A 12,133-nucleotide genomic window follows, 5' to 3' on the forward strand; every position below is an offset into this window, starting at 1 on the left:
GCTTTCGAAGTTACCGCATGACGTGCACTGTCACCCGTGGTCTCCGATGTCCCGGTCGCGGCCGTCAGAAGCGCTCGCCCACCATCTTCTCGCTCCTGGCCCAGAGCGCCTTGGCGTGCTCCGGATCGAGCGCATAGGGTCTTACGCCGGGACTGACCGGGCTGATGGCCCCTTCGGTGATGTCCGACACCTGGCAGTTCTCGCAATAATGCCCGCCGACATCTTCGGCCGGGGCCACCACGGCGGCCCAGACCGACGTTGCTGCGCCCTGCGGGATCGTCTTGAACTGAAACGGCGGCTGGCCTGCCGTGGCGAGCTGGGCGTTGATCTGTCCCACGAGATTGTCGAGCTCGCCGGGCGCCATGTGGCGATCGAGCTCGGTCTTGATCCCGCCCGGGTGTAGCGCGGTGGCCCGCACGCCGCGCGCTTTGTGGCGCCGGTCGAACTCCACCGCGAACAGGATGTTGGCGGTCTTGGACCGACCATAGGCGACCATCGGGTCATACGGCGCGCGTTCGAAATTGGGGTCGTCGAGGTCGACGTCGGAATAGCGATGGCCGGATGACGCGACGTTCACCAGCCGTCCCCCCGGCGCGATCAGCGACGCGATGCGGTTGACGAGCACGAAATGGCCGAGATGGTTGGTGCCGAACTGCGTCTCGAAACCATCGGCGGTGTGGCCGAACGGCGTGCGCATAACGCCGGCATTGGCGATCACGACGTCGAAACGACGGCCGTCGGCGACCAGCGCGTCGGCGCAGCCGCGCACGCTCTTGAGCGAGGCGAGATCGAGCTCGATCAGGTCAAGCCCGCCGCCATTTGCGGCCTGGGCGCGAACCTGCGCCGTGGCCTGCTCTGCCTTGGCGAGATCGCGCGCCGCGCCGACGACTTGAGCCCCGTGCGCCGCGAGCGCGCGCGCCGTCTCGACGCCAAGCCCCGCCGAGACGCCGGTGACGAGCACGCGCTTTCCCTTGAGATTTCGTCCCGCCAGCACATCGTCAGTGGTGGAGGTCGCTCCAAAGCCCTTCGTCATCGTCAACTCCTCGAATTTGGACGCAGCACTCCTCCGGGCGGCAAGCCATTGTTTGCCAACCCTTTTTAGCGTAAGGGGAGAGCGTCTCCGTTTTAGATACGGAGACACTCTCCGTTTATCAAGAGGTCATTTCGAGAAATGGTGGACGAGGCGAAAGGGGCTCCCGCGCGCAGGCCACGCGCCGATGCGCAGCGCAACCGCATCCGCCTGCTCGAAACCGCAAAGGCTGCCTTCGCCGAAAAGGGGCCTGGGGCCAGCCTCGACGAGATCGCGCGGACCGCGGGCGTCGGGGCCGGGACGCTCTACCGTCATTTTCCCACCCGCGACGCGCTGATCGAGGCGGTCTACCGCAACGAGACGGAACAGCTTGTCGCAGCGGCCACACGATTAGCCGGGACACAGTCTCCGACAGGCGCCTTGCGCGAATGGTTGCTGCTGTTCGTGGAGTACATGTCCGCCAAGCAGGGAATGTACGAGGCGCTCAACTCGATCGTCGGCGGCACGTCCGAGCTGTACTCGGCGTCAACAGAACAGATGAAGCGGGCCATCGCAGAGCTGATCGATCGCGCGGTCGCGAGTGGCGACGTCCGCCTGGATATCGACCCGCTCGACTTGCTGCGCGCGCTGGCCGGCGTTGCGAACATCGGTGCGGGACCGGATGGAAAGCGAGCCGCCAAGCGCATGGTCGATATCCTGATCGCGGGGATAAGGACGCAGGCGTGAGGTCGCGGAGCGGCGTGGCGCGTGCGTCCGTGGCTCGATTCCCCTTAGTGCTCAAGTGGGAATGCGCACCAAAGCTCCCGCGATCATGCGGATGGTGCTGTCGCTGACGACGATGGTATCTGCGATAGCGCTGTGATGGGCCTTCCGGGCCGCCCGATCAAAGCCTTGCGGTAAAAGAAAAGCCTCTGATCCGCGGTGTCGCTCGCCGCGGGCGCGGTCCCGAGCTCACTAAACAGTTCATATCCGTTCTTGCTGCAAAATCCCGGTGTCTGGAAAGCGTACATGCTGAGCCAGCAGCCCAGGCACCCATTGTCGCGTGCGGCGTTCTCGATGGCCGCCAGCAGGCGCGAGCCAAGGCCCTGGCGGCGATCGGCTTCGGCGACGAACAACAAATCGATCAGCAGCCAGCCGTAAAGGATGATGCCCCAGACGCCGCTGGTGACCTCGCCGGTATCTGAATCCCTTATGATAATCGCGATATTGCGGTACCCGCCCGGTCCACCGTTGGCCAGATTGGCGTTGGCCAGCCGCTGCAACAGGGCGGCGTGATCGCGGGAATCGGGCGACCAATCGACGAAAAGCTCGTGCTTCACATTACTCACGTTTTTCTATGCTTCTATGCGGTTCGTGCTCAGCGGCGCGAGCCAGAATCTTTCGGAAAAAATCAGTTCGTTCGACACTTCATTCGACACATAGAAAAGAAGTATGACAGCTCTGCTAGCGTCCGCGAATGCAGCGGCAGCATTGCCACACGCCGGCCCGGCATCTGCATCCCAGCGCCGGGCGTGGTTCATGGAGCTGGTCGCTCCAGGCACCGCGCAACATCATCTGCCGTTCGGGCTCGAGATTTTCGGCGACCTCGATATCGCAGCGCTTCAGTTCAGCCTCGATTTCCTTGTCGACCGTCACGAAGCCTTGCGGACGGTATTCCTGGATGATCGCGGCGAGCTTCTCCAGGTCGTCGGACGACCCCGCGCAGTCGTCGCACATGTCGATGCCCCATCCGGTCCCGACACCGACCTGCACGCCATCCTTCGTGAAAAGGTGTCGGCTCCCTTTGACCTCGGCGCCGGCCCTCTGCTCCGTCTGGTTGCCGTCAGGCGCGCACCGGGGGTACATGTCCTGGTCTTCGTCCTGCACCATATCATTGCCGACAACCTGTCGCTCGGTCTGTTCGCGCGAGAGATGGCCGAGGTCTATCGCGCCTTTGCAGCGCGCAGCGTGCCGACGCTGACTCGGCTGCCATGGCAATATGCCGACTTTGCCATCGCTGAAGACCGTTGGCTCGAGGGTGCCGCATTCGGCTCGCGCCTGAAGCGTTACGCGGACTTGATCGGCCCGGCCGCAGCGAAGCTGGACTTTGGTCCCGGACAAGCGGGGCAGGGCACCGCCAACCACCTCATGTCACTCGATGTCACATTGGTGCATCGCCTCAAGCAGGTCGCGCAGCGATCGGGCGTGACGCTGTTCACGGTGCTGCTTGCCGCCATCGAAACGGTGCTCGCACATTACGCGGACGGCCCGGATTTCGTTATCGCTGTGCCTGTCGGCGGCCGCACCAGTGACGGTGCGGAAGGCGTGATCGGCCCATTTGCCAATATCATCGGCGTCAAGACCAGCCTTCGCGCAGGCGGGACCATGGCTGAGCTTCTGGTCGACGCCCAACGCCAGCTTCTTGCCAGTCTCGAGTATGAGAACGTGCCCTGGGACGCGCTGGTGCGTGTCAAAAATCCTGCGCGCTCGGCCGGTGCTTTGCCGTTTGGTCAAGTCATGCTGTCTTCGATCGCGGTGCCGGCGCCGTTTCAGCGCTTCGGGAGCCTGCCGTGCCGACAGATCTGGCTGCCTTCCCCCCCACCACCAAGCGATCTCTTTGTCAGCGCATCGGAGAGCCCGGACGGGCTCCTGTGGCTCGGTTTCGACAGCGGGCCGGACAAGGTATCTCCCGGTACCGTCGCCCGTCTGGCGGACGCGCTGCGCGCCGTTCTGCTGGACATCGCTTACGGCGACATTACCGGCCTCGAGCCGTATCCGGGACGCGACACCGGCGCCGGTGCGCCTCGTCATCACGTCCATGATGCTGTTGGAGTCAAGACCGCCGACAGCCCAGCCCGCAATGCCGCCGGAACGCAGGAGCGTCGCAAGGTGCTCGAGACGCTTGTTGCCGGGCTGTGGCGGGAGCATCTCGGCGTCCCGGCAGGTCACGCGGAAGAAGACTTCTTCGAGTCCGGCGGCGACTCGCTGCTGGCGGTGCGTTTGATGTCGCAGCTATGCTTGCGGCTCGATCGCAAGCTTCCGGTAGCACTGTTCTTCAGGGATCCCACGCTCAATGGCCTCGTGAATCATCTCCTGGAAAACGAGAGCGGCGAGCCGGATTACGCCGTCGTCAAGCTCGCGGACGGCGTTGATGGCCGGGTGCTGTTTGCAAGCACCGGGCAGGAAGGTCTCAACGAACTGGCCGCAGCGATGCAGCCAGGGCCATCGGTCTATGACTTGAACACTTACTTCCTTCAAGAGCAGCGACTGCTTGCCGGCCAGCCGATGTTCGACAGCGTTGAGGCCATCGCCGCGGAATTCCGGCACCGGCTGAAGGCGATCCAGCCAAAAGGTCCCTATCTGCTGGCAGGCGGCTGCGAAGGCGGCGTGCTGTTTTTCGAGCTGGCGCTTCAGCTTCAGCGGCAAGGCGACGAGGTTGCTTTCCTCGGCCTGCTGGATACGCCCGTCCGCGGTTACTGGGAGTCGAAACCGGCCTTTCTCGAACCGTTCAGGGAGGCCAAGCGGCGGCTGCTGGAATTGATCGCGCGACAGCGATCCCAGCCGAAGGCGCCGGAGGACGAGCGATACGAACTCATCTGGGCAAAGGTCTGGCAGGCCGTGCGCGCGTACCAGCCCGAACGCCGCTTTGACGGAGACGTTCACCAGTTCAAGGCGACGAAAACGAGATTCGGAGTTGCCGATGTTGCGCTTGGTTGGGACACGAGGATCACCGGCCGGGTCATGGTCCATATGGTAGAGGGCGGCCACATGAGCTGGATCACCAATCCGCAAAGCGGCGCGACCGTCACCGCCGTGCTGGATGCAACGGTGCCGGCTCCCGCCTCGCCCGGACCTGTCCGGTGACCGAGCGCCCTGTCATCGTGATCGGGCGCGCAACGCCGGCGTTGCGGCGCGTGCCCGCAGGCCTCGCTGAACTGGCCGCCTACCGCGAGTTGCTCGGATACATGACGGCCAATCGTCTCCAGGTGCGCTATCAGGACAGCTGGCTGGGGTGGGCCTGGGCCGTGTTGCAGCCGCTCGCGTTGCTGGGATTTCTCCTGGTGGTTGGACTGGCGATCGGCGCCCATACCACCACTGGCGCTGCTTACCCGCTATTTATCCTCGCCAGCCTGTCGCCGTGGACCTTCTTCGCGACATCCCTGAGCACTGCGGCTGCGGCAGTGTTGAACAGCAGATCGCTCATCGCCAAGGTGTATTTCCCGCGCGAGATCGTGCCGCTGTCCTGCGTCTTCGCCGCGCTCGCCGACCTCGCGGTCGCCACGGCGGTGACGATCGTAGCTCTGCTCTGCGCCGGCTACGGCATACCGGCGACGGCCATCGAACTTCTGCCGATCGGCCTCATCCTGATTGTCTACGCGGCGGCTTTTTCGTTGCTGATCTCGATCGCGCAGATCGGATTCCGCGATATCGCAATCGGATTGCCACTGCTGCTCCAGGGATTGATGCTGACGACGCCGGTGCTGTATCCGCTGGACGCCGTTCCCGAGCACTGGCGCCTCGTCTATTCGCTCAATCCCCTGGCGCTGCTGGTTGAGGCCTTCCGCGACGCCTTGCTAGACAGGCACACCGTCAGCTTCGGGCAACTCGTTTACGCAGCGGTCGTCGGGCTGATCCTGCTCGCAATGGCGTATTTCGTGTTCAAGACCGCAGAGCCCGACATGGTCGACGACATCTAGCCAAGCAAATCCAACCATGTCCGCTGTCGATATTGTCGCCCGCAACGTCTCGAAGTCCTACCGCGTCCATCACGACGGCAGGCGCGGCCGTGGCCTGTTCGGGTCTGGGACGACGGAACGCTTTTGGGCATTGAAGAATGTCGGCTTCGAGGTCCGGCGGGGCGAGGCGCTCGGCGTTGTCGGTCCGAATGGCTCCGGCAAGACGACCTTGATCAAGCTGCTCGCCCGCATCACGTCGCCGGATAGCGGGCAAATTTCCATCGCCGGCCGGTTGATGTCGCTGGTGGAGGTCGGAGCGGGTTTCCATCCCGAACTCAGCGGCCGCGACAATGTCTTCCTGAACGCCGCCATCTTTGGCGTTCCGGTCGAGCAGGTGCGAAAGCGCTTCGACCACATTGTGGAATTCTCTGGCCTCGCGGATTTCATCGACGCACCCGTCAAGACCTATTCATCCGGCATGTTCGTCAGGCTGGGATTTGCCGTCGCCTCGCAGCTCGATGCGGATATCCTGCTTCTCGACGAAGTTTTGGCGGTCGGCGATTTGGCTTTCCAGGCGCGCTGCATCGACAGGATCGCGGAAATCCGACGATCCGGACGCACGATATTGCTGGTGTCCCATGATCTCGCGGCCGTGGAACTGCTTTGCGACCGTGTCCTTCTCCTCGCCTCCGGCAAAGTGGCGGGCGACGGCGGACCCGTTGAGATGATCGAGAGATACCAGGCCATGGCGGCAACGTCCGCTCCTGGTTGCGGCTCGGCTGTGCAAGGCGGCGTCGCCACCCTTGAGGGCGTCAGCTTCGCTGGCCGTGACGGTGCGCGCCCCAGGACCGGAGATCCGCTGACCGTGCGCGTGAACTACCACGCCCTGTCGGCGGTCGATGATGCCGTGGTCACGGTGAGCTTCATATGGCCCAGCGGCTATATCTGCACCGAGTTGGTGTCATCGACGTCCACGCTCGCTGCCGGGCACGGGTCCATTGTCTTCGATTGCCCGATGCTTGCCATGCAGCGGGGGCTTTACACGGTCGATCTCACCGTCTCCGCCGGCGCCGGTCGTGTCCTCGCAAAATGCGTGCGTGCCGCGCCGTTTCGGGTCGACCCGGGTCTTGTCGTGCACGGCGATTTCCATATGACCCACAGCAGCAGGCTGGAGCCGGCCGGGACCTAAAGCATGATCCGGAAAAGTGCGAAGCGGTTTTCCGGAAAGATCATGCTCAAGCAACAACCTAAAGCGCGATGATGATTCATCCTGATCTCATCGCGCTTTAGACGCTTCAGGGCATCTCAACTTCTGGCGCTGCGGATCAGCGCGTCGAGTTCCTCCGGCGACAATTGGGCAAGTCGGTCCCTCAGATCGTTCAGCTCCGCTCTGGATCGCGGCTGGGGACTGATCTCCGCCAGCCCGTCGTCCTGGGCCGGAGGGGCCGTTTCGACGACTTTCGAGAAGCCGGCCAATGTCGGGTTGTCGAACAGCGCGCGGATCGGGATGTCGATGCCGAACCGGCGCCGCACGCGAGAAACAACCTGCATGACGAGCAATGAATTGCCGCCAAGTCCGAAGAAATCGTCGGTCGCGGCGATCTCGTTCTCGTTCAGGACAGTTCGCCAGATTTGCGCGACGTCGGCATTGACCGGGAGCGCGTCGACTGCCGGCTCATGCTGGGGAGAGGTGTCAGCGAGCGATTCAAGCTTCACCTGATCCACCTTGCCGCTCGGCAGCAGCGGAAGCGCGTCGATCACAAGCAGTTTGGCCGGAACCGCAGCCGGCGGCAGTCGCTCCTGAAGGTAGGCGCGCAAGGCACCTGGATCGGGGTCCTCGCCGGTCTGACGTCCGACCACGAATGCGATCAGACGCTGGCGGTCGGCATCACCGACAATGACGGTGGCCGCCTCCCTCACCGTGGCATGGCTGCGCAGCACCGCCAGGATCTCGCCGAGCTCCAGCCTCACGCCGCGCAACTTCACCTGACCGTCGGTGCGGCCGAGATAGAGAATAGTGCCGTCCTCGCGCCAGACACCGCGGTCGCCGGTATCAAACAGCAACGGCGAAGGCGCACCCGCAATCGGGTTGGCCTTGAAGCGCTCGGCCGTGAGGTCGGGTCTGCTCCAATAGCCCAGTGCGAGGCAGTCACCACCGACGTGAATCACGCCGGGCAGCCCCACCGGCGCAGGTTGGCCCGCGCGGTCGATGATGTAGACCTGCGTATTGGCGATGGGTTTGCCGATCGGCGCGGGCCCGTTGACGTCTGCGTCCCGAACCTCGTGGATCAGGACGTCCGCCGCCACCTCCGAGGATCCATAGATGTTGATGAGCTTTCGGCCAGGGCAGGCGAGGTTGAAACGCTGCACCAGATCGGGCGACAACGTTTCGCCGCTGACCGACCACACAAGGAGAGCCGGCAGGCGCCTGCCCAGATCCGGCGCGTAATCCAGCAGCACCCGCAGCAAGGTCGGGACCAGCACAATTCGGGTGACGCCATGCTGCCTGAGCAAGTTGATGAATGCCTCCGGATCGAGCAGGATTTCATCCGGAACGATCACTGTCGGTATGCCTGCCAGCAAGGCGCCCAGCATTTCCCAGACGGAGTCGACGAAACCGATCGGCGTCTTGCAGCAGGCGACCTCGCCAGCTGCGAATGGGTAGGCCTCGTGCATCCAGTCGATGCGGTTCATCAGGGCCCTGGTCGCGCCCATCACGCCCTTTGGCACCCCGGTCGAGCCGGATGTGAAAAGCACATAGGCAAGCTCGCTGCTGGACCCGGTCGCGATTGGCCCGGCCGGCTCGCTCCAAAGCGGCGCATCCGGATCCATTGGTACGGTCGCAAGCCGCTCGGGCAGGCGATTGGCCAGGGCGCGAAGAGTCAACGCGGTACGGCAGCCCGAGAGCTCGACGAGCTGCGCGAGGCGCGTGTCCGGCTGTGCCGTATCGAGCGGCAGCCAGGGGATGCCTGCGGTCAAGCAGCCCAGCATCGCGGCAAAGGCCTCGACAGAACGGGGCAGGAAGATTCCGACCGGCCCCGCTGCGGTGGCGGCCTGGCTGCGCAGCGCTGTCGCGACCTGCCCGGCTCGCCGGGCAAGCTCGCGGAAGCTGATCCGTTGGCCATCGCAGATCAACGCGATGTCGTCCGGCCGTTCGTCCGCAATCGCGGCGAAGAGTTCTGCCGGCGTCCGTTGTCCGTAGTCGCGTGCCGTGGCGTTCCAGTCGAACACCGCGCGCTGCCACTCATCATCGTCGAGCAGCCGAATGCTGCCGATCGGTCGCTCGGGCTCTGCTGTCACCGCTTCCAGAATGCGTCGGAAATGCGCGACCAGCCGCGCCATGATCGGCCGGTCGAACAGCTCGCTGTCATATTCGAAGGAGCAGAGGAGTTCGTCGCCCTCGACGATCTCGAACGTGAGATCCAGCTTGGCGAGGCCAGGGTCGACGGCGACCTCCTGAATTTCGAGGCCGGCCAATTCCGGCGCCTTGTGCCCGAAATTGTGCAGCACGAACATGACCTGGAACAGCGGCGAATGATCGCGCGCCCGCGGCCGTTCCAGTTCCGCGACGACTCGTTCGAACGGAACCTCCTGGTGCTCAAGCGCATCCAGCATGAATGAACGGTTCCGCCTCAGCAGCGTGGTGAAGGTTGGATCGCCCGAAAGATCGCCTCGCAGCGTCAGCGTGTTCACGAAGCAGCCGATCAGCGGCGCAAGATCCTCGTCGCGATGTGCCGACAGCGGTGTTCCGACGACGACATCGTCGGTGTCGGCCCAGCGCTGTAGCAGCACCTGAAATGCCGAGAGGAGCCCCATGAAAAGCGTGGCGCCGTGACGCGCGCACAAGCTGCTCAATGCCTTGGTGCGAGGCTCGTCGATTTCGAAACCGATGCGTTTGCCGTGGTGTTTCTGAATGGCGGCGCGGGGGCGGGCGGTCGGCAGCGCGAGGAGCGGAGGCGCGCCGGCGAGCGCCCTCTTCCAGAACGCGATGTTCCTGTCGAAACCGGCCTGCGCGTATCGCCGTTGCTGGCGCTCGGCGAATTCGGTGTATTGGAACGCAAGATCGGGGAGCACGGCAGAGCTGCCGCGTCGTTCGGCGTCGTAGAAACTTGCGAGCTCCGCGAAGAACGGCCCCATCGACGATCCATCGATGATGGCGTGATGGAAGACGATCACGAACTGATGCTCTTCCTCGGCGAGGCGCACCAGCGCCGCCCGGAAGTGCGGCGGGACGGCGAGGTCGAAAGCCGTTTGGCCCATCCGCGCCGCAAGCGCGTCTGCCTGCTGGCTGCGCTCCGGCTCCTGGTGGGCGCTGAAGTCGTGCTCTTCGAGGATAAACTGGATACGCTCATGCACGTCTTGCAGAACGGTTCCATCCCGTTCGACAAGCCCGGTTCGCAGCACTTCATGTCGTGCAACCAGCCCGCTGAAGGCGCGTGCCAGGCTGTGCTTGTCGACCGCGCCCTTGAGCTGCAGCACTCTGGTTATATTGAACGCAGGGGCACCTGGGTCGAGCTCATTGGTTAGCCAGAAAGCGCGCTGTTGAGCGGAAGCTGTTCGCAGGTGCTTTCGACGTACGAAATCAAGCAAACCAAATCTCCATCCCGGCGCTATATTCGGGTGCTGGAAAGAACGCGGCGGCACCGGGAGCCCGCATTCCAGAGCAACACATCCAGCAGGACTGCGGCCATAAAGGTCCGCGTTTCAAATCTCATTCGATGCCGATCGCGATCTTGAAATGTGCTTGATGCGCCGACACTGCAACCTAGCGCCAATTGGCGACAACCATTTGTCGTGGAAGTGGAATTCGTCCACTCTGCAGTTGTTGGATCGCGGACATATTGTCGCCGCGCCATCGGCTCCTTCCGCAGGTCCCTCCCGCAAAGATCGCGGGCTGAATTGTTACGCAATCTGAATAACATAACAGTTCGCGATTTATTCCGAACGGTGCGGTATTTTTGCGCGCGGTCGAGGCCGGCTACATCTGGCTCGCGACCTCCGGCTTCCTCCCCCGCCCCAGCGCGAACTGTCCAACCGCGCCCTCCACGTAAAATTCCAGCCCCGTCATTCCCCCAAACAGATCGATGTTGCCCGTCCCGATGGCGCAGCCGCCGAGGCCCATGTCGGTGGCTGCCAGATAGAACGTCTGGAGCAGGCAGCCGACGTCCTTCAGGATCAGCGAATAGGCGATCGAGCTGTACTTCCAGGAGATTCGGCCGAAGCGGGCGGCGATCGTGATCAGGACTTGCGGCGGACCGGATGCGCCCATGGCGAATTCGGCGGCCGCCAAAAGCGCCTGGAGCTGTTGGGCCGAAGCGTCGATCGCGACCAGGGCGTGGCCGCTCGCGTCGTAGTGATAAAGTCCGCGCGCAAGGCCCTCGCAGTTCGAGACTGCCAGATACAGCTCCAGCTCATAGGCGCTGCCTGCACCCGGATACGGCCTCGCGCTGTAGGTGACTTCCGGACCATCGTCGAAATCTGCGGCGCCCTTCCATTCCGACAGCACGCGAGCGGTGGTGTCGAGAAACTGCGCGAGCTCGGCGAGCGTGAGGGGATGCTGGTCGTCAAAATCCCGCGTTGAATGGCGCTCGCGCAACAGGTTTGCGAAGGGTGATTTTGGCTCGAGCGCGGTGCGTTTGCCGAGCGCGATCGTTTTGCCCGGCCAGCGCGGGCGCACCGCGGGCAGGGGCGGAACGACCCGCGCATGGAGGTAGGCGCCGCCAACGGGATTGACGTGCCGGCCCTCCGTGCTCCGCGTGTGAAACACGAGATCGTGGAAATCCCAGAGCACGAGATTGCGGTCGCCTTCATTCACCCGACCGCCGTCTGCGTCGTTCGCACCGAGCTTGAGCAGCATCTCGGCTTCGAGCAGCAAGCCGAGCAGGTCGAGGTTCACAGCGGCCATTTGCTTGCGAAGCGCGCTGATTTTTTGCGGTTGAGACAGCGCTGCCAGCGTGGCGACGATGGCGGGATCGCAAATCCGAAACAGCGCGCCGGCACGCGGCGATTCCAGCACCATCTCGTTGCCGCGTCGGCGCAGATAGGCAAAGCGCGACAACACGATGGTATCGCTGCTCGACAGCTTTGCGGTGTGCGGCCAGTAGTCGGCGATCAGTGGTTCGATGACCACCAAATCTTGCGCATCGCGAGGAGAGAACAGGCGATAGGCAAGAAGCCCGTGCCGCGCCAGTCGTTGCACCAGACCATGAACCTGCTTGGCGAGGACGCTCTTGCCGGCAAGGGCGGCGAGCGGCAGGCCGGTCGCAAGATGCCCCGCGCGCTCGATCGCCGCGGCGCTGAACTGTCCGAGGCTGACCGCATAATCGCTGGAGACGGCGGCAATGCTGCCGTCGGGCTGCATCTGAAGGGAGAAACGGCCATTCAGGCGGGCGGCGATGATCGGTGCGCTTGTCCTCGTCGGCTTTGTCCGGGTCGTGCGCAACGAGGC

8 protein-coding genes are annotated in these 12,133 nt (G+C 63.8%); 4 read left to right on the plus strand and 4 right to left on the minus strand.

What is annotated here, in order from left to right; genetic code table 11:
* Positions 1-64 precede the first annotated feature (64 nt).
* Positions 65-1,033, minus strand: coding sequence for an SDR family NAD(P)-dependent oxidoreductase (locus IC761_RS04635; protein ID WP_195802116.1), 969 nt, complete (start codon positions 1,031-1,033; stop codon positions 65-67).
* 138 nt (positions 1,034-1,171) lie between these two features.
* On the opposite strand from IC761_RS04635, the gene IC761_RS04640 reads away from it, so the two are divergent.
* Positions 1,172-1,756 carry a TetR/AcrR family transcriptional regulator gene (locus tag IC761_RS04640; protein WP_195802117.1) on the plus strand — a complete coding sequence of 195 codons (585 nt, stop codon included), beginning with the start codon at positions 1,172-1,174 and terminating at the stop codon, positions 1,754-1,756.
* 83 nt (positions 1,757-1,839) lie between these two features.
* Here IC761_RS04640 and IC761_RS04645 read toward each other — a convergent pair whose 3' ends face one another.
* Positions 1,840-2,349, minus strand: coding sequence for a GNAT family N-acetyltransferase (locus tag IC761_RS04645; protein ID WP_195802118.1), 510 nt, complete (start codon positions 2,347-2,349; stop codon positions 1,840-1,842).
* A gap of 199 nt (positions 2,350-2,548) precedes the next feature.
* Here IC761_RS04645 and IC761_RS04650 point away from each other — a divergent pair, with 199 nt between their 5' ends.
* Genes IC761_RS04650 through IC761_RS04660 form a run of 3 tightly spaced genes read left to right on the plus strand, consistent with a single transcriptional unit; the run spans position 2,549 to position 6,874 of the window.
* The gene (locus tag IC761_RS04650; protein WP_246791434.1) at positions 2,549-4,873 is read left to right on the plus strand and encodes a condensation domain-containing protein; all 2,325 of its coding nucleotides are present in this window, start codon (positions 2,549-2,551) and stop codon (positions 4,871-4,873) included.
* Positions 4,870-5,706: an ABC transporter permease gene (locus IC761_RS04655; RefSeq protein ID WP_246791435.1), complete on the plus strand. Its 837-nt coding sequence runs from the start codon at positions 4,870-4,872 to the stop codon at positions 5,704-5,706. Before IC761_RS04650 ends, IC761_RS04655 begins: the two co-directional genes overlap by 4 nt.
* Before the next feature lie 16 nt (positions 5,707-5,722).
* Positions 5,723-6,874: an ABC transporter ATP-binding protein gene (locus IC761_RS04660; RefSeq protein WP_195802120.1), complete on the plus strand. Its 1,152-nt coding sequence runs from the start codon at positions 5,723-5,725 to the stop codon at positions 6,872-6,874.
* 116 nt (positions 6,875-6,990) lie between these two features.
* Here IC761_RS04660 and IC761_RS04665 read toward each other — a convergent pair whose 3' ends face one another.
* Together IC761_RS04665 and IC761_RS04670 are read right to left on the minus strand one after the other, a co-directional pair.
* On the minus strand, positions 6,991-10,275 hold the full coding sequence (locus IC761_RS04665; RefSeq protein WP_246791436.1) for a non-ribosomal peptide synthetase: 3,285 nt from the start codon (positions 10,273-10,275) through the stop codon (positions 6,991-6,993).
* A gap of 388 nt (positions 10,276-10,663) precedes the next feature.
* Positions 10,664-12,046, minus strand: coding sequence for a SagB/ThcOx family dehydrogenase (locus IC761_RS04670; protein ID WP_195804550.1), 1,383 nt, complete (start codon positions 12,044-12,046; stop codon positions 10,664-10,666).
* Between the last annotated feature and the right edge of the window lie 87 nt (positions 12,047-12,133).

It is taken from the genome of Bradyrhizobium commune (assembly GCF_015624505.1).
GTDB lineage: Bacteria > Pseudomonadota > Alphaproteobacteria > Rhizobiales > Xanthobacteraceae > Bradyrhizobium > Bradyrhizobium commune.

Bases quoted from the DNA above. Each gene is read 5' to 3' on its own strand.
- IC761_RS04635 (WP_195802116.1), bottom strand. From the start codon at position 1,033: ATGACGAAGGGCTTTGGAGCGACCTCCACCACTGACGATGTGCTGGCG.
- IC761_RS04640 (WP_195802117.1), top strand. From the start codon at position 1,172: ATGGTGGACGAGGCGAAAGGGGCTCCCGCGCGCAGGCCACGCGCCGAT.
- IC761_RS04670 (WP_195804550.1), bottom strand. From the start codon at position 12,046: ATGCAGCCCGACGGCAGCATTGCCGCCGTCTCCAGCGATTATGCGGTC.
- IC761_RS04660 (WP_195802120.1), top strand. From the start codon at position 5,723: ATGTCCGCTGTCGATATTGTCGCCCGCAACGTCTCGAAGTCCTACCGC.
- IC761_RS04650 (WP_246791434.1), top strand. From the start codon at position 2,549: ATGGAGCTGGTCGCTCCAGGCACCGCGCAACATCATCTGCCGTTCGGG.